22 protein-coding genes and 4 tRNA genes are annotated in these 20,229 nt (G+C 62.9%); 13 read left to right on the top strand and 13 right to left on the bottom strand.

The window, feature by feature from the left end:
- Window positions 1-18: 18 nt before the first annotated feature.
- From JNO50_RS18130 to JNO50_RS18120, 3 genes are read right to left on the bottom strand one after another with little or no spacing between them, the layout of a single operon-like run.
- Window positions 19-390 (bottom strand): VacJ, encoded by a 372-nt coding sequence (locus JNO50_RS18130; protein ID WP_189532049.1) that lies wholly within the window; start codon window positions 388-390, stop codon window positions 19-21.
- Window positions 391-412: 22 nt separating this feature from the next.
- The gene (locus JNO50_RS18125) at window positions 413-1,159 is read right to left on the bottom strand and encodes an energy transducer TonB (protein ID WP_189532051.1); all 747 of its coding nucleotides are present in this window, start codon (window positions 1,157-1,159) and stop codon (window positions 413-415) included.
- A gap of 54 nt (window positions 1,160-1,213) precedes the next feature.
- The gene (locus JNO50_RS18120; RefSeq protein ID WP_189532053.1) at window positions 1,214-1,678 is read right to left on the bottom strand and encodes a Dps family protein; all 465 of its coding nucleotides are present in this window, start codon (window positions 1,676-1,678) and stop codon (window positions 1,214-1,216) included.
- A gap of 50 nt (window positions 1,679-1,728) precedes the next feature.
- Between JNO50_RS18120 and JNO50_RS18115 the strand changes: the two genes are divergently transcribed.
- Window positions 1,729-2,025 carry a DUF167 domain-containing protein gene (locus tag JNO50_RS18115; protein WP_189532054.1) on the top strand — a complete coding sequence of 99 codons (297 nt, stop codon included), beginning with the start codon at window positions 1,729-1,731 and terminating at the stop codon, window positions 2,023-2,025.
- On the opposite strand, the gene JNO50_RS18110 is transcribed toward JNO50_RS18115, so the two are convergent.
- Window positions 2,019-2,420, bottom strand: a complete 402-nt coding sequence (locus tag JNO50_RS18110; RefSeq protein WP_229804530.1) for an FxsA family protein — start codon at window positions 2,418-2,420, stop codon at window positions 2,019-2,021. The two genes, JNO50_RS18115 and JNO50_RS18110, sit on opposite strands and share 7 nt — an antisense overlap.
- A 45-nt stretch (window positions 2,421-2,465) precedes the next feature.
- On the opposite strand from JNO50_RS18110, the gene cutA reads away from it, so the two are divergent.
- From cutA to JNO50_RS18075, 7 genes are all read left to right on the top strand, one after another.
- Entirely contained in the window at window positions 2,466-2,813 is a 348-nt protein-coding gene (gene cutA, locus JNO50_RS18105; RefSeq protein WP_244976377.1) for a divalent-cation tolerance protein CutA, read from the top strand.
- Between the two features lie 80 nt (window positions 2,814-2,893).
- Window positions 2,894-2,969, top strand: a tRNA-Lys gene (locus tag JNO50_RS18100).
- Between the two features lie 33 nt (window positions 2,970-3,002).
- Window positions 3,003-3,078, top strand: a tRNA-Lys gene (locus tag JNO50_RS18095).
- Window positions 3,079-3,110: 32 nt separating this feature from the next.
- Window positions 3,111-3,186: transfer RNA gene (locus JNO50_RS18090), tRNA-Lys, on the top strand.
- 40 nt (window positions 3,187-3,226) lie between these two features.
- Window positions 3,227-3,302, top strand: a tRNA-Lys gene (locus JNO50_RS18085).
- Window positions 3,303-3,450: 148 nt separating this feature from the next.
- Complete coding sequence (locus JNO50_RS18080; protein WP_189532058.1) at window positions 3,451-4,221, top strand: substrate-binding periplasmic protein; 771 nt, start codon at window positions 3,451-3,453, stop codon at window positions 4,219-4,221.
- Between the two features lie 57 nt (window positions 4,222-4,278).
- Window positions 4,279-5,028, top strand: coding sequence for a substrate-binding periplasmic protein (locus JNO50_RS18075; protein ID WP_189532060.1), 750 nt, complete (start codon window positions 4,279-4,281; stop codon window positions 5,026-5,028).
- Here the strand turns inward: JNO50_RS18075 and JNO50_RS18070 are convergent.
- The 6 genes from JNO50_RS18070 to JNO50_RS18045 form a co-directional block, all read right to left on the bottom strand.
- Window positions 4,986-6,620: an enterochelin esterase domain-containing protein gene (locus tag JNO50_RS18070; RefSeq protein ID WP_215796423.1), complete on the bottom strand. Its 1,635-nt coding sequence runs from the start codon at window positions 6,618-6,620 to the stop codon at window positions 4,986-4,988. The two genes, JNO50_RS18075 and JNO50_RS18070, sit on opposite strands and share 43 nt — an antisense overlap.
- A 49-nt stretch (window positions 6,621-6,669) precedes the next feature.
- Window positions 6,670-9,072 (bottom strand): TonB-dependent receptor, encoded by a 2,403-nt coding sequence (locus JNO50_RS18065; protein ID WP_189532064.1) that lies wholly within the window; start codon window positions 9,070-9,072, stop codon window positions 6,670-6,672.
- A gap of 82 nt (window positions 9,073-9,154) precedes the next feature.
- The gene (locus JNO50_RS18060) at window positions 9,155-10,162 is read right to left on the bottom strand and encodes a FecR family protein (RefSeq protein ID WP_189532066.1); all 1,008 of its coding nucleotides are present in this window, start codon (window positions 10,160-10,162) and stop codon (window positions 9,155-9,157) included.
- Entirely contained in the window at window positions 10,159-10,695 is a 537-nt protein-coding gene (locus JNO50_RS18055) for a sigma-70 family RNA polymerase sigma factor (protein ID WP_189532068.1), read from the bottom strand. The genes JNO50_RS18060 and JNO50_RS18055 overlap by 4 nt, the downstream gene beginning before the upstream one ends.
- Window positions 10,696-10,849: 154 nt before the next feature.
- On the bottom strand, window positions 10,850-11,332 hold the full coding sequence (bfr, locus tag JNO50_RS18050; RefSeq protein ID WP_189532070.1) for a bacterioferritin: 483 nt from the start codon (window positions 11,330-11,332) through the stop codon (window positions 10,850-10,852).
- Between the two features lie 138 nt (window positions 11,333-11,470).
- Window positions 11,471-12,373: a glycerophosphodiester phosphodiesterase family protein gene (locus JNO50_RS18045; protein WP_189532072.1), complete on the bottom strand. Its 903-nt coding sequence runs from the start codon at window positions 12,371-12,373 to the stop codon at window positions 11,471-11,473.
- Window positions 12,374-12,562: 189 nt separating this feature from the next.
- Here JNO50_RS18045 and JNO50_RS18040 point away from each other — a divergent pair, with 189 nt between their 5' ends.
- From JNO50_RS18040 to JNO50_RS18030, 3 genes are all read left to right on the top strand, one after another.
- The gene (locus JNO50_RS18040) at window positions 12,563-14,767 is read left to right on the top strand and encodes a TonB-dependent hemoglobin/transferrin/lactoferrin family receptor (RefSeq protein WP_189532074.1); all 2,205 of its coding nucleotides are present in this window, start codon (window positions 12,563-12,565) and stop codon (window positions 14,765-14,767) included.
- Window positions 14,768-14,895: 128 nt separating this feature from the next.
- Window positions 14,896-15,624 (top strand): ChaN family lipoprotein, encoded by a 729-nt coding sequence (locus tag JNO50_RS18035; protein ID WP_189532076.1) that lies wholly within the window; start codon window positions 14,896-14,898, stop codon window positions 15,622-15,624.
- A gap of 36 nt (window positions 15,625-15,660) precedes the next feature.
- Window positions 15,661-15,990: a hypothetical protein gene (locus JNO50_RS18030; protein ID WP_189532078.1), complete on the top strand. Its 330-nt coding sequence runs from the start codon at window positions 15,661-15,663 to the stop codon at window positions 15,988-15,990.
- 3 nt (window positions 15,991-15,993) lie between these two features.
- Here JNO50_RS18030 and pyrE read toward each other — a convergent pair whose 3' ends face one another.
- Complete coding sequence (pyrE, locus tag JNO50_RS18025; protein ID WP_189532080.1) at window positions 15,994-16,638, bottom strand: orotate phosphoribosyltransferase; 645 nt, start codon at window positions 16,636-16,638, stop codon at window positions 15,994-15,996.
- A 74-nt stretch (window positions 16,639-16,712) separates the two neighbouring features.
- Here pyrE and JNO50_RS18020 point away from each other — a divergent pair, with 74 nt between their 5' ends.
- Window positions 16,713-17,489 (top strand): exodeoxyribonuclease III, encoded by a 777-nt coding sequence (locus JNO50_RS18020; protein ID WP_189532082.1) that lies wholly within the window; start codon window positions 16,713-16,715, stop codon window positions 17,487-17,489.
- Window positions 17,490-17,496: 7 nt separating this feature from the next.
- Here the strand turns inward: JNO50_RS18020 and JNO50_RS18015 are convergent, their stop codons facing one another.
- Together JNO50_RS18015 and JNO50_RS18010 are read right to left on the bottom strand one after the other, a co-directional pair.
- Window positions 17,497-18,342, bottom strand: a complete 846-nt coding sequence (locus tag JNO50_RS18015) for a sulfurtransferase (RefSeq protein ID WP_229804538.1) — start codon at window positions 18,340-18,342, stop codon at window positions 17,497-17,499.
- A gap of 2 nt (window positions 18,343-18,344) precedes the next feature.
- Complete coding sequence (locus JNO50_RS18010; RefSeq protein ID WP_189532086.1) at window positions 18,345-18,746, bottom strand: HIT family protein; 402 nt, start codon at window positions 18,744-18,746, stop codon at window positions 18,345-18,347.
- Window positions 18,747-18,865: 119 nt separating this feature from the next.
- On the opposite strand from JNO50_RS18010, the gene paeA reads away from it, so the two are divergent.
- Window positions 18,866-20,188 carry a polyamine export protein PaeA gene (gene paeA, locus JNO50_RS18005; protein ID WP_215796422.1) on the top strand — a complete coding sequence of 441 codons (1,323 nt, stop codon included), beginning with the start codon at window positions 18,866-18,868 and terminating at the stop codon, window positions 20,186-20,188.
- The last annotated feature ends 41 nt before the right edge of the window (window positions 20,189-20,229 follow it).

Below are 20,229 nucleotides of genomic sequence, written 5' to 3'. Positions count from 1 at the left end.
TATTGTTATGGTGTGGGTTCAGCCCAGCGAATCCAGATCGAGCGGAATGAACGCCTCGCGTTCGAGCGGCTCCTTCACCAGGTCGGTGAGAACGGGGTGGATATCGATATCGAACCAGGCCGCGAACATGGCCTCGCTGCGTGCCGCGGGCCAGGCCGCGGTGTCTTCGCACCAGTCGGCCAGCTCGGCCTCGAACAACTCGGCCCAATGCGTCAGCACGAAGCCGCGGGCATCATCGGTGTCGTCGGCGGGCGGAATCAGCATGGCGTTGCCGGCGGCGCGCAGAACATCCAGAGAGGGGGCGCCGGCTCCGCCGGGAAGGGCCGTGAGCCAGGTATGAAACAGCGTGGTGGGGCGTAGAACGGCGACACTGCGGTTGACTTCGAACATAGTGGGGATTCCGTGGTGGGCCCTATCTGGCCGACAGGGCATTGTCTTTGGTGAAGGTCCAGCGCCGGGCGATTTCCAGTTGGCGGAAGGCTCCCGCCGGGTCGGCCGGGAATGGCGCGAAGGGCGTGGCCATCCGCACGATGGCGATAGCGGCTTCGTCGAGCAGGGGGTCCGGCGCATGGCGCACGATGGTCACCCGGGAAAGCGAGCCGTCGGCATTGAGCACCACTCTGAGCAGCGGTCCGCCGGACAGGCCGCGCCGGCGGATTTCTTCCGGAAAATTCAGCGCGCCGAGCCGTTCGACCTTGCGAACCCAGTCGTCCACATACTGGTTCCAGACCGGACCGGTGGCCGTGCTTCCGTAAACGGCCACACTGCCTGCCGCGATGTCGTGTTTCACGGACGGCAGGTTGCGCACCTGTTCGAGCAGATTGGCGGTGTTCAGTGGCAAGTTGTCAGCCGGCGGAGTACGGCGCGTTTCGCTGCCCGCGGGCGCCGGAGGCTCGGTCGCGGAGGCATGAGGACGGCGATTTTCGCTCTGGCGCTTGGGCGCGGCGGGCGGGCGCGTTCCATCCGGAACCGCGGGTGTGTTACGCGCAGGCTCGGTTCGAACGGCCGCGGCCGGAGCCAGCGCGATGGAGAGGGGGAGCGTGTGTTCGGACGCGCGCCGCGGTGCCTGACGCTGCCCGGCAAAAAGGAGCAGCGCATGCAGCGCAAGCGAAGCGAGAAGGGTGCAGAGCAGCACCCTGCCGGACGAAACGGGTGTCATGCGCCAAGTGTATCACGGGATGGGGCGCCGGGAATCCGGCGTCCCCCGCCCCCGTCAGCGGGCCAACAGGCTGCGCAGCATCCAGGCGGTTTTTTCATGGACTTGCAGGCGTTGGGTCAGCAGGTCGGCGGTCGGTTCGTCCGATGCCTTTTCCACGATCGGGAAAATACTGCGCGCGGTGCGGCACAGGGTTTCGTGGCCGTCCACCAGTTGGCGGATCATGTCTTCGGCCGACGGAACGCCATTGGCTTCGGGAATGGACGCGAGCCGCGCGTATTCTGCGTAGCTGCCTGGCGCGTAATGGCCCAGCGCGCGGATGCGCTCGGCCACGAGGTCGACCGCCAGCGCGAGTTCGTTGTAATGCTGCTCGAACATCAGGTGCAATGTCTGGAACATCGGACCGGTGACATTCCAGTGGAAGTTATGGGTTTTCAGGTAAAGCGTGTACGTGTCGGCGAGAAGACGGGATAATCCGTTTGCGATTTCCTGGCGGTCTTGTTCGTTGATGCCGATATCCATGTGAAGTCTCCCGAAAGTTTGACTGTTGGAAAAATACTAAAATTCTCTAGATGAAATCCTGGATCACTCCCAAAGGCGATGCGCTGCGGCTCACACTCTACGTTCAGCCCGGCGCACGCAAGACCGAAGTCGCCGGCGAGCATGGCGGCGCGCTCAAGATCCGTCTTGCCGCTCCGCCTGTCGATGGCAAGGCCAACGAGGCGTTGCAGACCTGGCTGGCGGACTCGCTGGGTATTCCGCGCCGTTCGGTACGACTCGTGTCCGGCGAAAAAAATCGCAACAAGGTCATCGATATCGAACCGGCCATGCCGACCTCCGACCTGCTCGAACGGCTCGGGCTTCAGTGAAGGCGCCGGTTCGGGTCGGCCGGTTCGTCCACCCTATGGTATTCCCCTTCGATGATGTCGTCAGCCTGCACCGGAGCCGGCCGGGCGGCCATGGCGATCTTCGGCCCCTTGAGCGGCAACAGCAGCAGGATCGCGGCGATTTCGCTGATGACGCCGGGGACGATGAACAGTACGCCGGCCAGCGTATAGCGCAGCGGCCACAGCAGCGAATAGAGCGATATTTCGGGGCCGTTGTTCATCAGGCTGCCCAACGTCATCAGCGCACCGATTTTCTGGTTGCGCAGCATGAAGATGCCCAGGAGCGCGGAGAGCAGGATATAGAGCATCACGCCGCCCCCGCCGATATGGCCAGCCAGCGTGACTAGCGCGGCGATCTCGGCAAAGGGGTAAAGCATGAGTAGAATCAGGAACGCTTTCATCAAACGGGTATCGTCCTAAAAATGTCTGTCATGTTGGTCATGTGCACCGTGCCGAACCGCGACACGGCAGAAATCCTGGCAAAAGCGCTGGTCGAGTCGCGGCTGGCCGCGTGCGTCGCCATCCAACCACCCGGCGAATCAGTCTATCGCTGGGAGGGGAGACTGGAAAAGTCCACCGAGTTGACCTTGTTCATCAAGACCACTCGCGAGGGGTATCCCGCGCTCGAGGCGGCCATTGTCCGGCTGCATCCTTACGAAGTGCCGGAAATCCTCGCTTTCGACGCGGCCGGTTTGCCTGCCTACATGAAATGGGTGTCGGACAGTGTAATTGCAAGCTCTCCATTATTGTCGGACAGCGGCGAAGAGTAGAAGTTTACGGGAACCCTGAAAACTTTCTGACACGGGAGTTGACAAGAGGGGAGGGTTTCTTTATAGTTGCGCTCTCTCTTGGGTCGTTAGCTCAGTTGGTAGAGCAGCGGACTTTTAATCCGTTGGTCGCAGGTTCGAGTCCCGCACGACCCACCACCAGAGATTTCTGGTAGTATGTCGCCATGAGATGGGTCGTTAGCTCAGTTGGTAGAGCAGCGGACTCTTAATCCGTAGGTCGAGTGTTCGAGCCACTCACGACCCACCACATCCCTGACATGCAGGCGGACACGAGACATCGGGTCGTTAGCTCAGCTGGTAGAGCAGCGGACTTTTAATCCGTTGGTCGCAGGTTCGAATCCCGCACGACCCACCACATGAGTTGCTTCGTGCCCGGATAACGCCAGTTCTGATATGGGTCGTTAGCTCAGTTGGTAGAGCAGCGGACTCTTAATCCGTAGGTCGAGTGTTCGAGCCACTCACGACCCACCATATTCAGCAAAAAAGCCCGGTCCCGCGACCGGGCTTTTTGCATTTCCCATTTTCTGCCGCATGTCTGCTTCATCCCTCGCATTTTTTATTCCCTGATCGGGCTGTTTCCTGGCCTATAACGGGTCTAGTCATCGCTGGGGAGTGCGCTGTGAATCGATGGATCCGGGTGCTTTTTATGTTGTGCGCGCTGTTGGCGGCGAATGTCGGCCAAGCCGAAGAGATATTGATCTCGACCGGGGAGTTTTCGCCATGGACGGGGGAGAAACTTCCGTTCGGGGGCTTCGTCAATCGCGTGGTGCGGGAAGCGCTCCGGCGCCAAGGCATGATCGTGCGCTTCAAGTATTCGCCCTGGGCGCGCGCCAAGGAGGAATTGCGCGATGGCACGGTCGAAGCCAGTTCCTTCTGGGCCGACGATCCGGAGCGGGCCGGGGATTTTCTGCTCAGCGATCCCTTGACCGAGCACAGGGAGCTGCTATTCCACCGCAAGGACACGGTCCTGCCCAAATGGCGTCGTCTGGAGGATCTGTCGCGCTTCCGTTTCGGCGCGACGCGCAGTTACACCTACACCAAGGCCTTCTGGAGTCTGGGGCGGCGCAAGATCCTGAAAATCGAGGTGTCGGCGGACGATGAAAGCAGTATGCGCAAGATGCTCGCCGGCCGGATCGATATTTTTCCGATGGACGAATTCGCCGGCTGGAACCTGCTGGCCTCGAACGCATTCGCTCCGGGTTCCCGCGATCTGGTGACGGCCGAGTCCCGGCCTTTCAGCGTGATTTACGGGCACCTCATGGTGCGTCGCGATGCGCGGGGCGCGCGCCTGATCAAGCGCTTCAATGCCGGTCTGCAGTCCATGAAGGCCGACGGTACCCTGGCCATTTTCAAGGAGGATCTCTACCGTGGCAGCGCGACTTCAAGATAATCGTCTATAACAGGTTAAACGACGGAAACAGGGAGACGCGGTGTGAGGTGGCGGGGAGTGGCTGGAATTGCCCTGGCGCTGGCCTTCGCGCCGGCGGGCGCCGACGAGGTGGTGGTCTCGACAGGGGAGTATGCGCCATGGACCGGCGAGAACCTGCCCGGCGGGGGCTTTGTGAACCGGGTGGTGCGCGAGGCGTTCCGCCGGGAAGGAATCACCGTCAAGTTCAAGTACCGTCCCTGGACCCGGGCGCTCGCCGAATTGCGCGACGGCACGGTTCAGGGCAGTTCCTACTGGGGGCGCGACCCCGCCCGCGACAAGGACTTCCTGCCAAGCGACGTCCTGGTGGAGCACAGGGAGCTGCTCTTTCACCGCAAGGACAAGATCCTGCCCAAATGGCGTCGCCTTGCCGACTTGTCGGGATTCCGTTTCGGCGCGACGCGCAGTTACACGTACACGCCGGAGTTCTGGGCGCTGACCCGCCAGGGAGTGCTCAACGTGACCGTGTCGCAGGATGACGAAAGCTCGCTTCGCAAGCTGCTTGGCGGCAGCGTCGATATCCTGCCGATGGACGAGTTTTCCGGGTGGTCGATCCTGTCATCCGGGGCGTTCCCTCCCGGCTCGCGCGATCTGGTGGTCGCCGAGCCCATGCCTTTTAGCGTCATCAGCGGGCATCTGATGCTGCGCAAGACCCCGGAAGGTGAGCGCTTGCTCAAGCGTTTCAACCATGGACTCGCCTCCATGAAAACCGACGGCACCCTGGAGGCTTACCGCGAAGACATGTTTCGCGGCAGCGGCGCGTCGCGTTGAGGGAGGCCGATCAGGGTCGTCAAGCCGGTCGCCAGCGTGCCTCGCCAGTGCAGGTAGTCGTGACCGCTGGCGTATTCGGCATGCGATACGGTGTAGCCTTTGGCTCGCAGCACGTCACGCAGTTGGCGTGTCGACTCGAGGATGCTGATCTGTCCTGCGCGCCAGGCCTCGAACAATCCGGCCTCCAGATGGAACACCACCGGGCGTCGAGGCGCCTCGGCATAGCGCCGCGTCAGCCATCCCGGTTCGGTGTCGCGCGAGGCGGGACTCCACCAGAACGATCCTGACTGGCTGTAGACCTTGCCAAACCATTCCGGCGCCTTCAGTCCCGCATAGGCCGCCGCCAGCCCTCCATAACTGGATCCGGCCACGACGGTGCGTCTGGCCGGCGCCCGCACCCCGTGCTGTTTGGCCCATGGCATCAGTTCTTTTGCCAGAAAGTCCACGAATGCCGGGTTGGGGGGCAGTTCCGCCGAACGCGACGTCCGGGTCGGATTGCCGATCAGTATCGCGGCGGTGGGCGGAATCCTGCCCGCCGCGATCAGGTTGTCGAGAATGACGGGAGTGGGCACCTTGTCCAGATATTCGTCGGCATCGAACAGCACGAGCAGGGCATTGCCGGCGGCGCCGGGGCGATAACCGGCGGGCCGGTAAAGGACGATGTCCCGGGTGTTGCCAAGATGCCGGCTGGTGAAGCGATGGCGTTCCAGTATTCCTTGCGCCTGTCCCTTGACCGGTTCGATCCAGCGTTGCGGCGGTGCGTCGGGCAATTCCAGCACCGATTCGCCGTCATAGCGATCCTGCACCTGCGCGGGAAAATGGCGCGTATTGAACGGGTCGCGCTGGGCGGTGGCGAGGATCGCCCGGCGGCGCTCCATCGGCGAGGCGTCAAGTTGCGGTACGTCGGGGGCCAGCAGGTAGCCCAGGCGTGTGCTGTCCGGCACGCGGTAGCTGCGGTACCAGACATCGGAGTCGCCCAGCCGGAACAGGTCTTCGTGATCGCCCGATGGCGACCCGAAAAGGCGTACGCCATGACGCGCGCCGCGCCACAGGAAGGTCACGAGCGCTTCGCCTTTCTTGAGCGGCGGTGTCACGCCGTCCCGCTCGACGAGCGGTGTTCCTTGCCGCTGTATCGTTTCCCAAAAGCCGTCGCTGCCTTTGCCTTGCGTCAGATCGTCGCGCAAGGTCCGCAACCGCGGGCTTTCCAGTGAATCGGGTTGCCGCTGCATGGTTTTGCCGATCACCCGGTCGATGCGCAGCGCGTAGCTGCCGCTCGCCGGCGCCATGACTTCCAGAGCATAGGGGGGCCGGTCTCCGGCGACGAACAGGAATTCCTGCCGTTCGCCCTGGCCCCTGACCAGTTGTCGTACTGGGGCATGGTCGGCGTCCAGCAATGTCACCCGCATTTCCCGGCCCTCGAGGCTGCCATACACCAGATCGCCGCTTTGAACCGGCAGCGGATGGCGCTGGCTCTGGCCGCTGTCGAGCCGTCCTTCGAATGTCCGGACTCCCTCGGGGGCGCCCGCCTGAGCGCACAGGGATGCCAGGGCGAGGCCGGACAGCGCCAGCGTACGTGAAAACGACCGGTACATGCGTTTCTCCTGCATAAAGGGGCGCCGGAGCGCCGGCACCCCTGGGGTCTCAAAAATCGACCGTGGCCGACAGCTGGACGGTTCGCGGTGTGCCTTGGGTCGCATAACCTTCCGCGTGATAGGTTCCGGCCCAGGCATTCGTGTTGGCCACATTGATCACTCCGGCGCGCAGGATCACATCCTTGCCAGCCCATGTCATGCTGTAGCGCGCCCCAAGGTCGAGACGCGTCCAGGCGGGGAGCGTCTGGGTATTCGCGGCATTGAGGTATTGCCTGCCGACATGAATGGTCCGGGCCGACAAGCCGAGGCCGGAGAGCCATGGCGTCTCCCAGTCGAGTCCCAGTGTCGTCTGCCATGTGGGCGAACCGAAGGCCGTCTTGCCGTCGTTCTGCCCGTTGGCGGTTTTGGTGAGGCGGGCCTGCAGAAAGGTCATGCCGCCCAGTACGCTAAGCCGCGGGGCAACTTTGCCGGACACATTCCATTCCAGCCCGCGGTTACGCTGCCTGGCATCGGCCGAATAGGTATTGGTGGCCGAGTTCTTGAGCATGCTCGGGCGGGTGATCTGGAACAGGCTCACGGTATGCGTCAGCATGCCATTGTCCCACTTCACGCCAGCTTCCATCTGGCGCGTCTTGTACGGCGCGAAAACCTCCCCATAGTTGCGCGCGGCCATGTCGTTGACGGTGTCGCCGCGGCTGAGTCCCTCGATGTAATTGGCGTACAGCGAGAGGCCGTCCCGGGGTTTGACAACCACGGCCAGCGCGGGAGTCAGCGCGGACTTGTCATAATCCGACGTTTGCGCGCCGGTTTTTCCGTTGTAGCTTTTGCTGCGGATATGCTGGTTGCGCAGACCGAGAGTCAACTGCACCCGGTCGCCGGCGAAGGACAGGGTGTCCGCAAGACTCAGGCTGTAAAGCGTGCTTGCCGAAGTTTTCGGGGCGGCGCCGGGATCCTTGGCGAGAATCGGGCGGGCCGGATGGTAGATATTGGAGGCGTAAGGGTCGCCGTAGCCCACGGCCACACCGCTTTCCAGATCGAGCCATGTGGCGCCCGCCACCCATTGATGACCGACGCCGCCTGTGTTCAGGCGCGAACGCAAGCCGGCTTCGGCGGACAAGGCATCGGTGTAACCGCGCTGGAAATAGGTTTCCCCGGTATAGTCGCCTTGCGCGTCGACGCGGCCGGCGCGCGTGCCGTTCAGAAAACCGTGATAACGATAGCGTTGCGTTCCGGCCCCCGCGTAGGCGGTCAGCGCATCGCCAAGATCGTACTCGGCCCGCGCGGCGATCGCCGTGCTGTCCATTTCACCGTGAATGCCCGCCAGGATATTGGTTTTGGCATCCGGCGCCTTCGGCACATTCGTGGAACCGAACGATGCCATCATCGGCGAGCCGCCCGACATGCTTTCCACGTTCCAGTAGGTATCCAGCGATGCGCGCAGGCGTTCGCCGGCATAATCGAGGGCCAGCGCGCCAAGGCGGCTGCGCTTGGACTGATCCTGCACGCCTTGCTTGCCGTCGCGGTAACTGCCGTTGAAGCGCACGCCGAACGCCTGGTTTTCTCCATAGCGGCGTGCCACATCCAGATGGTTGCCGACTTCAGAGCCGCTGGTGAAGCGGGTCGTCCAGCGCGTCAGCGGCGTGTCTCCGGCGCGCTTGGGCACCAGGTTGATCAGGCCGCCGACCCCGCCGTCCGGCGCCATGCCGGTCAGCAGCGCCTCGGGTCCCTTGAGCAGCTCCACGCGTTCGATGAATTCGGTCGGAACATGGCCCATGGGCGCAAGGCCGTACATGCCGTTGAGCGCGACTTCGCCGGACAGCACGTCAAAGCCGCGGATCGAATAGTTTTCGTAGAGATGCCCGGATGGCGTCATGAAGCGGACGGAGGGATCATTGACCAGCACATCCGACACGGTGCGGGCCTGCTGATCCTGCATCAGGCGCGCGGTGTAGCTGGTCGTATTGAATGGGGTATCCATCACGCTGCGGTTGCCGAGAATGCCCAGCCGCGAGCCCTTGGCGACCTGGCCGCCCGGCGCAACCCCGGGCAGCTCTCCGTTTTTTGCCACGGCGATCACTTTCACTTCGGGAAGCTGTGTGCCGCCCGCTCCCGGACTGGCGACCAGGATGTAGCCGGCCGAGGTCCGCGCCACGGTGTAACCGCTGCCGGTCAGCAGCGTGTCGAAGCCCTGGTCGATCGTAAAGCGGCCGTTCAATCCCGGACTTGTTTGTCCGCGCAGCGTGTCGGCGTCGATGGCGAGGGTGACCCCCGACTGGTTGGCGAACTGGTTCAGCACCTCGGCCAGACGGCCCGGAGGAACCGAATAACGAATCGAGTCGGCGTGCGCGGACACGGATAGCCCCAGCAATGGCACGAAAGCGAAATGAATGGCGGCGGCCATACGGGATACGGCGCGGGGGCGGCCGGTTGGGCGGCGCGAAGGCAATTGCATGACGGACAGACTCTTCTTTCGGGTTGATCTTGTTGGTATTGACGCGGCAGACACGCAAAGCGGAAGTCCCGCAGAAAAACATTCAGCCTGGCCGGGCGGGCTTGACGGTTGTCCAGCATGGTACGCTGCGGTTCACTCGCAAGCCGGGCAAGCTGTCCTGCAAGAGATCCAGCGCCTTGTCGTTGTCGTCAAGGGGCAGCACGGCAAACACCCTGATGCGGCTCAGCGCCTCCCTGTCGTAGTGCAATCCGCCGCAGCGGTATTTGCCCAGCGCATCGAGCACCTCCGGCAGCGGCCGGTCGTTCGCGACGAGCCGGGGCGGCCGCCAGTCCGCTTCCAGGTCGCTGGGCCGGATGGAGTCAAGGGGTTCGATCGCCGCCGGCGTGATGCGGACTCCCTGACCCGCGGACACGATCCGCGCCGGGATGGCGAAATCCGAGGCGCGTGCTTCTGTTCGTGAGTGCAGCATGAATAGTTCGGTCTGGCCGGTCCGGCGCGAGACGATGAAACGCGTGCCGAGCGCCCTGATGCGACCGTCCGGGGTGGTGACCAGAAAAGGGCGGTCGATGTCGCGGGCGACATCGGCAAGCATTTCGCCGCTCACCAGCTCGACTTCGCGCGATGTGGCGTTCATGCGCACATTGACGGCGGCGCCATGGCGCAGCGTCAAGCGGCTGCCGTCGGCCAGCGTGACGGTTTTCCATTCCGACGGGGCTGTCGCGATGTCGGCGGTCAATCTGGCAAGACCGGGGCCGTGCGCGGCAAGTCCGGCCGAGAGGCCGACAGCGCCGATCGCGAGAGCGAGTGTGATGGCGCGGCGGGTGCGGCGCTTCGGGGCAAAGACGGATTGCGCGCGATCAAGGATGGCGCGGGCCGGTGGCGAGTCGTCTTCCCGCAGCGCCACGATTTGTCCGAGAAGACTCTCCAGACGATGCGCCGCTTCGGCGTGACGGGGGTCGGCGCGCTTCCATGCGGCGAATGCGCTTTCGATCCGTGCCTTTTCCGCGGGGTTCTCCTCCGCGCTCAAACGGACGAGCCATTCGGCCGCCAGCCGACCGCAGTCCTGTGTCCGGTCTTGCGGCGGGTTCATGCCGCCTCACTGCCCGGATTGCAATGGATCAGCACGTCCACCAGATACGTCCGCACGGTGCGCGTCGATACGCCTAACCGTTCCGCGACGACGGCTTGCGGCTCGCCTTCCAGGAAGTGCTGGATGAACGCTTCCCGGGCTTTGTGCGAGACGAGCTCCAGCGCCCTGCACAACATGTCCAGCGTGTCGGCCATCTGCAGGAATTCCTCCGGCGACGGGGCGCTGCCGTGAGCGGCGGACAAAGCCCATTCCGTCAGGCAGGCATCTTCAACGGCCTGGCGACGCGACCGGTCGATGAGCAGCCGCTGCGCCGTGGTGGTCAGATAAGCACGAGGTTCCCGGATTTCCGCCAGTTCGGGACGGGCGCTCATGATGCGCACAAAGGTGTCGTGGGCGAGGTCGGCCGCGTAGTGTGCGCAACCCATCTTGCGACGCAGCCAGCCGGACAGCCATCCGTGATGTTCGCTGTACAGTGTCAGGATTCGTTGTTGCAGGTCACCTTCCGCCGGTGACAGGGCGCAGCCCTTCGGCATTCCAATATGTTACGCGTAAAGCGCAAATAAAATGATAATGATTATCATTTTATCCGTTGGAGCAATGAAAAGGCAACTGCGCGGATGTCAACAAGACAAGACACCGGGGCGCAAGGAGAGACGAGCCCGGCGAACCGGCCGGGCAGGAGGAGGATCAGGCCGACGTGCTGGTCATCTGGCTTTGCAGGTAGTTGCTTTCGCCGACCAGGGCGATCAGGCTCAATTGTTTTTCCAGGAAATGGGCATGGTCCATTTCCGTGTCGTCCAGCTGAACTTTGAGCATGTCGCGTGTCACGTAGTCGCGGGCCGCTTCACATTCGGCTATCGCGTCCTTCAGGTGGCGCGCGACGCTGTATTCGACATCCAGATCCGAGCGCAGCATGGCCGCCGGGGTGGCGCCGATGTTGAGCGGATGGCGGGCATCCATGCGGGGCACCCCTTCGAGGAACAGAATGCGCTGAATGATGGCGCGCGCGTGCTCCCTTTCGTGCTCGGACTCGTGCAGGCTCTTGGTGGCGAGCCGTTCAAGTCCGAAATCGGCGTACATCTCGCCGTGGATCAGGTATTGGTCGATGGCGGCCAGTTCTCCGGCCAGCAGATCGTTGAGTATGTCGATGATGCGGGTGTTGCCTTGCATATGCCTCTCCGTCGCGGCGCGGTGTTCCGGGCCGGGTGTGAAGTCGCGATTGATTCAATCTTAGTGGATTGTACCGCGACGGAGAGGCGGATTCGAGGCATTCCCGCCAAAGCGGGAAAAACACCGGTATGGATGTGGTTACTGTGGCAGCAGCGGACGCATCTTCGCCGGCGAATCGCTCAATACCGCGTCGGCGCCCAACTGACGAGCCGTTTGCGCGTCTTTGTCGCTATCGATGCCGAACATGACGATATGGGTGTCGGGATGGGTCTTGAAGCAGGCGACGGTGCTTTCGGTCCACAGCACGGCGTCGACCGGGGCGCTGACCGTGCCGAGCGTGAACGTTTCCCCGACGGTCAGGCGACGTTTGAGTTCGATCCCGGCCCAGGTGCCTGCCGGCGGCGCGTCACAACGACCGGAAAGCGCCACGGCCGCGATGCGGTTGCGCGTTGCGTCGCGCGTTTCGAAGCGCTGCGCCTGGGGATAGGCGGACAGCGCAGTCATGTGGCTTGGCAACGTCGAATAAAAGCGCACACGCGGCCAGGCATCGCGCGCCGTGACCACGCGCGCGACCGCCTCGACCAGCGGGGCCGCCGGTTCGGACTTCAGATCCAGGAATACCGGGACGGAGACCGGGATGCGGGCCAGCGCCTCGTCCAGTGTCGGAACGGCCGGACCGTTGTCGCGATAAGGTTGCTTGCCGCTCAGGGTCTTGAACGTGAAGCCGGCGTTCAGAATCGCCAGTTGCTCGGCTGTCCAGGCCGAAACCGGGCCATGCGCGTTGGTGAGGGCGCTCAGGTCGGCCGGGCGATAGAGAACGGGAATGCCGTCCGCACTGAGCTGCACGCTCAGCCAGATGCCGTCGGCGCCGTTGCGCAAGGCCTCATCGATCGCGGGCAGGGTGTTTTCCGGGGCATCGCCGGTTCCGGCCCGGTGGGCGATAAGAAGCGGGGAAGAGGAGACATTTCCTTTGGGGAGAGAGGTGCAGGCGGTGGTGACGAGTACCGCGAGGACAAGGGGCAGGGCAAGGCGTGCAACCATGGCGACAGTCCGTATCTGGGTCAATATGCCATAGGGTACCGGTCCTTTGTGACAGGATCGCGACGGTCGGCGGAGAAAACGGTGTTGTCCGCTTGTTAATGAGAATGAATATCAGTAGTATCTTCTCGCAACAAACCCGCACCAGCCAGCCGCCGCCAGCCCGTGCCAAACGCTCAGGAGAAGGTAACCGTGCAGTGTAAAACACCGATGGCGCTGGCGCTCGGTATGGCATGGGGCATGATCAGCCCCGTCATGGCCGCCCAGCAAGACAAGACTCCCGCAACCGGGTCGGTTCAACTGGACGAGGTCACCGTGATCTCGACCCGGACCGAACGCCGCACCAATGACGTGCCGGCGACCGTGACCGTCTATGGCGCGGGTCAGATCCAGGCCGATGGAGTCCGCAATATCAAAGACCTGTTCCGCAACGAGCTGGATGTGAGCGTTCGCTTCGCGCCGGCCCGCTTCACCGCCGCCGGTTCGTCGGTCGGCCGCGCCGGCAACGAGGGTATCAACATCCGCGGGCTGGAGGGCAATCAGGTGATGATGACGCTCGACGGCATCCGCGTGCCCAACAGTTTCAGCTTTGGCGCATTCGCGTCGGGACGGGGGGATTTCCTGGACATGAACGGGATCCGTAGCGTCGAAGTGCTGCGCGGCCCGGCCTCCACCCAATTCGGCAGCGACGGCCTGGCCGGCGCGGTGGGCTTTCGTACCCTGGACCCGGCCGATATTCTCGCGTCCGGGCGTTCCGTCGGTGGTTTCGTCCGCGGCGGATACAACTCGGTGGACCGTTCATGGAGCTCGACGCTGGCCACCGCGCTGCGCGCCGGCGATTGGCAGGCCATGCTGCTTGGCAGCTACAGCAAAGGTCATGAAACGCGCAACAAGGGCGACGACGATTCGGGCAACGCCAACCGCACCCGGCCCAATCCGGTCGATTACACCGGCAAATACGCGCTGGCCAAGGTCTTGTACTCGGTCGATGCCAATCAGGTGATCGGCCTGACGCTGGAAGGGCAGCGCCAGAACCGTAACACCAATGCCCTGTCGGCGGTGGCCGTCCCTCCGCTGGCCGCGTCCAGCGTGATCGGGCTTGATGGCCGCGACAAGACCCGCCGCGACCGGGTGTCGCTGACCTACCGCTACGACAATCCCGACGGCGCGCTGCTGCAGAAGGTCAATGCGCATCTTTACCGGCAGAATGCCGAAGTGAGCCAGTACTCGTTCGAAGACCGCAATACGTCGCCGGATCGTATCCGCTCCGGCAAATATACGCAGGACGTGACCGGACTGACCGCCGAATTCGAAAGCCGCATCGGTACGCCCGTCAAGCAACGCCTGAGCTATGGCCTTGACTGGAGCAAATCGAAGATCAGCGGGGTGCGCGACGGCATGGTTCCTCCACGAGGCGAAGCGTTTCCGAACAAGCCGTTCCCTGACACCGATTACACGCTGGCCGGCGCGTTCCTGCAAAACGAGATCGAATGGGGCAAGTTCAGCCTGATTCCCGGTTTGCGATTCGACCATTACAAGCTCGATCCGTCCAGAGCCAGTTACACGGGGCCGACGGAGTCCCTTTCCGATCAGGCGCTGACGCCGCGCTTCGGGGTCGTCTGGCGGCTGGCCGAGGCGTTCGCGCCGTACGGCCAGTGGGCGCGGGGCTTCCGGGCACCCACTCCGGATCAGGTCAACAACGGGTTTGCCAATCCGGTCATGAACTATATGACCATCGGTAATCCCAACCTGAAACCGGAAAAGGCCGACAGTGTCGAGATCGGCGTGCGCGGCAAGATCGATGCGCTGCGCTATTCGTTCGCGGCGTACGACAACCGCTACGAGGATTTTATCGATCGGCGTCAAGTGCGTGGTTCGATGCGTCCGGGGGATCCTGCCGTATTCCAGTACATCAATCTTGCGAAAGTGCGCATTCACGGCGTGGAGGCGCGCGCCGATTGGGCGCTTGACGCTCGCTGGACGCTGACCGGCGGTGTGGCCTGGTCGTACGGTAAGAGCGAAGAGGGAGGCAAGACCGCGCCGCTGGATTCGGTGCAGCCGCTGCGCGTCGTGCTGGGAGCGCGTTACGATGCGGAATCGTACGGTGGACGCGTCAACGTGCAGTACAACGAGGGCAAATCGGCGAATCGCATTGAGCCTCCGGCCGATCCACTCAGTGGACTTGCCTACGCGCCGCCCTCCTCCACCGTGGTCGATGTCGGCGTGTTCTGGAAGCCGCGCAAGGATCTGACGCTCAACGCCAACATCAATAATCTGTTCGATACACGTTACTGGTTGTGGTCGGATGTGCGGGGTGTGACGCAAAGCAGTTCGGATAAGGATGCCTATACGGCGCCAGGCCGTAATGTCCAGATTTCCGTTCGTTACGATTTTTAAGCCGACGCCCCGCGAGGCGTGTCCTGCGCGGGGTGGTTCTACCGGGAGGAGCAACGGTGAAAGGAAAACTTGCCGGTGGGCTGGTGTTCCTGGCCATGCAGTGGGCTAATGCTCAAGGAATATGGCTTATGGGCGAAGTGCATGACAATGCCGAAGGGCATCGGCGGCGGTTTGAAGAACTGGTCGCGCTGATCGAAACGGGCGCCCGCCCGGCCATCGCCATGGAGCAATTCGATCGTGGTAGTCAACCCGCGCTCGATGCGGCCATGCAACGGTGCGAGGAGGCTTCCTGTGTCGTTGCCGCGGCGGCGGAAGGTCGGACGCGCTGGGCGTGGACGCATTACCTGCCGGTCATCGATCTTGCCCTGAAACACCGCTTGCCGGTACTGGCCGCCAATCTGTCGCGCGAGGAGGCTTCTCGGGTGGTCAGGGCCGGCTTCGCCGGCGCGTTTGATGACGCACTGCGACTGCGCTACGGGCTGGACGCCCCGTTGCCGGAGCATCTGCTGCGCGCGCAGGAGGCCGCTGTCCGCGAGGGGCACTGCGGGCAATTGCCCGAGACGCTGGTGGCGCCGATGGCTCGCGCGCAGATGGCGCGCGATGTGTGGATGGCCAAGGTTGTGGAGGATGCCGCGGTGGCCGGGGATGTCGTGTTGCTGGCGGGAAACGGACATGTGCGGCGCGATCTTGGGGTGGCGCGCTGGCTTGCTGATCCGTTGCGCCGTCGCGCACGAACAGTCGGCTTCATCGAGCCTGGTGGTGTCGGAGAGTTCGACCGGCGTGTCGGGATCGGGCGGGCCGAACGCGGCGATCCGTGCGCCGGAGTGATTGTCCCGGCGGCGAAGGGTGCTGCATAATCGGCGGGTCTAAGGTTTTTGCAAAGGATGCGTCAGATGAACACGCCCCGTTGGATTCTGGCCGCCGTCATGGCGGCCGCCGTTCTGCCGGCGCTGGCCCAGTCGGCCGAGGAAGCGCTTCTGGCCAGCCAGATGGCCTATCAGGATGCGCAAAATCGCAAAAATGCGGCCGACGCCCGCATGAAGCAGGCCGAAGAGGCCAGGGCGGCCGCCGAGAAGCGTCTGGCCGATGCCCAGGAGGCGCTGCGAAAGGCCAACGAGGAGCTGGCCGCCGCCACCGACAATGTCGCGCAGTCGCGCGACCTGATGCAGAAAATGACGGACGGCCTGAATGCCGCCTGGAAACGCAAGGAGGCCGGGCAGTAAGCCTCAGCCGTTCACGCCATAGGCTTCACGGTAAGCCCTGACCGCCTCCAGGTGTCTGGCGAGGTCGGGGCTCCCCTCCAGAAAACCCAGCAGGTCTTCGAGGGTGGCGATGGCCACCACCGGAAGGCCGTACTGGCGCGACACTTCCTGCACCGCCGACAGTTCGCCCTGGCCGCGCTCCATGCGGTCAAGCGCGATGGCCACACCGGCGGGCTCGGCTCCGGCCGCGCGGATCAGTTCCACCGATTCGCGCACCGAGGTGCCCGCCGAAATCACGTCATCGATGATCAGCACCTTGCCTTGCAGGGGGGCGCCGACCAGGACGCCGCCTTCGCCATGATCCTTGGCTTCCTTGCGGTTGTAGGCGAAAGGCACGTTGCGGCCGTTTTCGGCGAGCGCCATCGCGGTGGCCGCGGCCAGAATGATCCCTTTATACGCCGGCCCGAACAACATATCGTAAGCGATGCCGCTCGTTTCGATGGATCGTGCGTAAAAGCGCGACAGGTTGAGGGTGGACAGCCCATCGTTGAAGAGACCCGCGTTGAAGAAGTAAGGCGAGTTGCGCCCTGCCTTGGTAATGAATTCCCCGAAGCGCAAAACCTGGCGGTCGAGCGCAAAACGGATAAAATCCTGTCTGAAATCGTTCATCGAGCCCATCCTTCGTTCATCAACTGTTTGATCGCCGGTAAAAAACGCTGGCAAGAATACCACGGGAGTCGCCCTTGCTTCGAATCGTATCCGCCAACCTGAACGGAATCCGTTCCGCCGACAAGAAAGGTTTTCTGACATGGATGACCGCCAGCGCGCCGGACGTGGTGTGCGTTCAGGAGCTCAAGGCCCAGCTGGATGACCTGTCCGATGCGCAACGCGCGCCGCAAGGCTATACGGGCTATTTTCACGCCGCCGAAAAGAAAGGGTACAGCGGGGTCGGCATCTATACCCGGCGTACGCCCGATGCCGTGATCGAAGGACTCGGTATCGCCGATATCGATGCGGAAGGCCGCTATCTGCAGCTGGATTTCGGCCAATTGTCGGTGGTCTCGGTATATCTGCCCTCCGGATCCAGCAGCGAGGAGCGGCAGGCCGCCAAATTCGTGTTCATGGAGCGTTTTTTGCCGCATCTTGAGGCGCTCGCAAGCTCGGGGCGAGAGGTGGTGATCTGCGGCGACTGGAATATCGCCCACAATGAAATCGATCTGAAGAACTGGAAAGGCAACCTGAAAAACTCGGGTTTTCTGCCCGAGGAGCGCGCCTGGCTCGGGGACGTGCTCGCGCGCGTCGGCTGGGTCGATGTCTGGCGTACCCTCTACCCGGACGCTCCCGGCTACACCTGGTGGAGCAACCGTGGCCAGGCCTATGCCAAGGATGTGGGCTGGCGTATCGACTACCACATCGTGACGCCGGGCATGGCCGCCAGGGCGCGTGCGTCCTCGGTGTACAAGGACGAGAAATTTTCCGATCACGCTCCCCTGACGGTGGAGTACGACTGGCCGTTCTGAGGCGGGGCTACTCGGGGTCGGGGCCGGTGGCGACCGGCCTTGCCGAGTCGCTGCACCATTCGCTCCATGAACCCGGGTAAAGCCGGCTGCCCGCGAGGCCCGCGCACTCCATGGCCAAGAGGTTGTGGCAGGCGGTGACGCCCGAGCCGCACTGATGCACGACGCTGGCCGGATCCCGTTCTCCGATGAGAGCACGCCATTCGGCCGCGAGCATGCCGGGCGGCTTGAACCGCTGCCCGGTTGTGGTGTTGTCGGCGAGATAGCGGTTGAGCGCTCCCGGGATGTGGCCGCCTACCGGGTCGAGTGTTTCCCCTTCTCCCGCGTAACGCGCCGGCGAGCGGGCATCGATGACGACGAACGTCCTGTCCGACAGGTTTGTTTCGACATCGTTCGCCGTTACCATGGCCAGCCGCGATGCGCGTATCGGGAATATCGTCGGTTCGCACTCCGGCGTTTCCGTTTCCAGACGCCCGCCGGCCGCGATCCAGGCCGGGAGTCCTCCATCGAGCAGGACGGCGCGGTCGTGGCCCAACCAGCGCAGCAGTACCCAGGCCCGGGCCGCATATCGGCCGTCCATGTCATCGTACACAACGACCTCGGTGTCGGCGCCCACGCCCGCGGCACCGAGCCGTTCCGCCAGCTGCGCCGGCAGCGGTAGCGGGTGCCGGCCGTTGCGCCCGTCCGGTTTGCCGCTCAGATCGCGGTCGAGGCTCAGGTAACGCGCGCCGGGGATATGTCCTTCGCGCCATGCCCGTTCTCCCCAGCCGGGGTCTTCCAGCTTGAAGCGGCAATCGAAAATGACCCGTTCCGCGTTGACGTTCAGGGTTTCCACATCGATCAGCGGGATTGTCACGTTCAGTCTCCTTGAAGATGGGCTCGCAAGCGCCCGGCCAGACCGGCGGTGTCGCGCAAGGCAGGTTCGCGCCGCGGCGCGGCCCATACCGGCGCTGGAAAATGCGGGTCATCGGCAAAACGCGGAATGACGTGCCAGTGCAGGTGCGGCACCATATTGCCCAGGGTGGCGAGGTTGATTTTTTCCGGACGCATCACGTCGCGCAAGGCCCGCTCGGTGCGCAGCACCCAATCGAACAGCAGTCTGGCGTCGTCGGCGGAAAGGTCGGTCATTTCCTTGATGTGCTCGCGCCAGATGACCCGGCAGAAGCCAGGATAGCCCGCCTCGTCGGCCAGAACGACCCGCAGTTTGCTGTTTTCAAAAAGGATTTCGCCGGCTGTCGCCGCGCACAATTCGCAATTCATTCTGTCTCTCTCGGCGTTTCTTGATTATGCTGGCATGAACCGTAGCGTTCCCCGATATTTTGGAGAACACCCGCCAGTCGGGTACACTAGACGGGTTATCATAGTACAGGAAGAAACTTGTGAGTCTGACCAGTCATTTCGTGATCATCTTTGTTCTCATTCTGGCCAGTGGCTTTTTCTCCATTTCGGAGATCGCCCTGTGCTCGGCCCGCAAGCTGAAGCTGCGGCAGCTGGCGGAAGAAGGGAACCGGAATGCCGAAAAAGTGCTGGCGCTACAGGAGAAACCCGGTAAATTCTTCACCGTCGTCCAGATCGGCCTCAATGGCGTCGCCATTCTCGGCGGTATTCTGGGCGAGGCTGCGCTGACCCCTTATATCGAAGCGTTTTTCAACAACTGGTTCCAGGGTACCTGGGTCCACAGTATCAGTTTTACCCTTTCGTTCCTTTTCGTCACCTCGCTGTTCGTGATCTTCGCCGACGTGACCCCGAAGCGCATGGCGCTTCTCGCTCCCGAGCGCATCGCGCTGGTCGTCATCAAGCCGATGCTGTTCTGCCTGGTGCTGTTCAGTCCGATCGTATTCGTTTTCAACGGTGTGACCAACTGGCTGTTTCATCTGTTCGATCTGCCGCAATCCCGTGCCGAGGACATCACGTCCGATGATATTTTCGCGATGATGGACGCCGGCGCCGAGGCCGGGGTGCTGCAACGCCAGGAGCATCATCTGATCGAAAATGTTTTCGAGCTGGAAAACCGCACGGTGCCTTCGTCGATGACCACGCGCGAGATGCTGGTCTACTTCACGCTGCAGGAAGGCGAAGAGTCCATGCGCCGGAAAATGGCCGAATCGCCGCATTCCAAATTCCTGGTGTGTGATGGCAACCTTGAAAAGCTGGTCGGCTATGTGGATGCGAAAGACATTCTCAAATGCCTGCTCAACGGCGAGTCGATCCGCCTCGACAAGGGGTTGATCCGCCCGGCGATGATCATTCCGGACAGCCTGACGCTCTCCGAACTGCTTGAGCGTTTCAAGGCCGCCCGCGAGGATTTCGCGGTGGTGCTCAACGAGTACGCGCTGGTGGTCGGCATTGTGACCCTCAATGATGTGATGAACACCGTGATGGGCGATCTGGTCAGCCAGTACCAGGAAGAGCAGATCATCGGCCGGGATGAGAACTCCTGGCTTGTCGATGGCCTGACTCCACTTCAGGATGTCGGCCGCGTGCTGGATATCGAGGAGTTCCCCGATGACGCCAGTTATGAAACGATGGCCGGTTTCATGATGTACATGCTGCGCAAGATTCCCAAACGCACCGATTTTGTCGAGTTTGCCGGTTACAAGTTCGAAGTGGTGGATATCGACAACTACAAGGTCGACCAATTGCTGGTCACCCGGTTGCCGCAGGTCAGCGACAGTGCGCCGAAAGATGCCGATCCATCCTGACCCTGGGCAAGTACAGACGGTTACACATCCTTACATAAGCC

It is taken from the genome of Paludibacterium paludis (genome assembly GCF_018802605.1).
GTDB lineage: Bacteria > Pseudomonadota > Gammaproteobacteria > Burkholderiales > Chromobacteriaceae > Paludibacterium > Paludibacterium paludis.
This window is presented reverse-complemented; position numbering and strand designations above follow the sequence as displayed.

Excerpts from the sequence above, each read along its gene's own strand:
- JNO50_RS18130 (WP_189532049.1), bottom strand. The coding sequence starts at position 390 with ATGTTCGAAGTCAACCGCAGTGTCGCCGTTCTACGCCCCACCACGCTG.
- JNO50_RS18125 (WP_189532051.1), bottom strand. The coding sequence starts at position 1,159 with ATGACACCCGTTTCGTCCGGCAGGGTGCTGCTCTGCACCCTTCTCGCT.
- JNO50_RS18120 (WP_189532053.1), bottom strand. The coding sequence starts at position 1,678 with ATGGATATCGGCATCAACGAACAAGACCGCCAGGAAATCGCAAACGGA.
- JNO50_RS18115 (WP_189532054.1), top strand. The coding sequence starts at position 1,729 with ATGAAATCCTGGATCACTCCCAAAGGCGATGCGCTGCGGCTCACACTC.
- JNO50_RS18110 (WP_229804530.1), bottom strand. The coding sequence starts at position 2,420 with ATGCTTTACCCCTTTGCCGAGATCGCCGCGCTAGTCACGCTGGCTGGC.
- cutA (WP_244976377.1), top strand. The coding sequence starts at position 2,466 with ATGTCTGTCATGTTGGTCATGTGCACCGTGCCGAACCGCGACACGGCA.
- JNO50_RS18070 (WP_215796423.1), bottom strand. The coding sequence starts at position 6,620 with ATGTACCGGTCGTTTTCACGTACGCTGGCGCTGTCCGGCCTCGCCCTG.
- JNO50_RS18065 (WP_189532064.1), bottom strand. The coding sequence starts at position 9,072 with ATGCAATTGCCTTCGCGCCGCCCAACCGGCCGCCCCCGCGCCGTATCC.
- JNO50_RS18060 (WP_189532066.1), bottom strand. The coding sequence starts at position 10,162 with ATGAACCCGCCGCAAGACCGGACACAGGACTGCGGTCGGCTGGCGGCC.
- JNO50_RS18055 (WP_189532068.1), bottom strand. The coding sequence starts at position 10,695 with ATGCCGAAGGGCTGCGCCCTGTCACCGGCGGAAGGTGACCTGCAACAA.
- bfr (WP_189532070.1), bottom strand. The coding sequence starts at position 11,332 with ATGCAAGGCAACACCCGCATCATCGACATACTCAACGATCTGCTGGCC.
- JNO50_RS18045 (WP_189532072.1), bottom strand. The coding sequence starts at position 12,373 with ATGGTTGCACGCCTTGCCCTGCCCCTTGTCCTCGCGGTACTCGTCACC.
- JNO50_RS18035 (WP_189532076.1), top strand. The coding sequence starts at position 14,896 with ATGGGCGAAGTGCATGACAATGCCGAAGGGCATCGGCGGCGGTTTGAA.
- JNO50_RS18030 (WP_189532078.1), top strand. The coding sequence starts at position 15,661 with ATGAACACGCCCCGTTGGATTCTGGCCGCCGTCATGGCGGCCGCCGTT.
- pyrE (WP_189532080.1), bottom strand. The coding sequence starts at position 16,638 with ATGAACGATTTCAGACAGGATTTTATCCGTTTTGCGCTCGACCGCCAG.
- JNO50_RS18010 (WP_189532086.1), bottom strand. The coding sequence starts at position 18,746 with ATGAATTGCGAATTGTGCGCGGCGACAGCCGGCGAAATCCTTTTTGAA.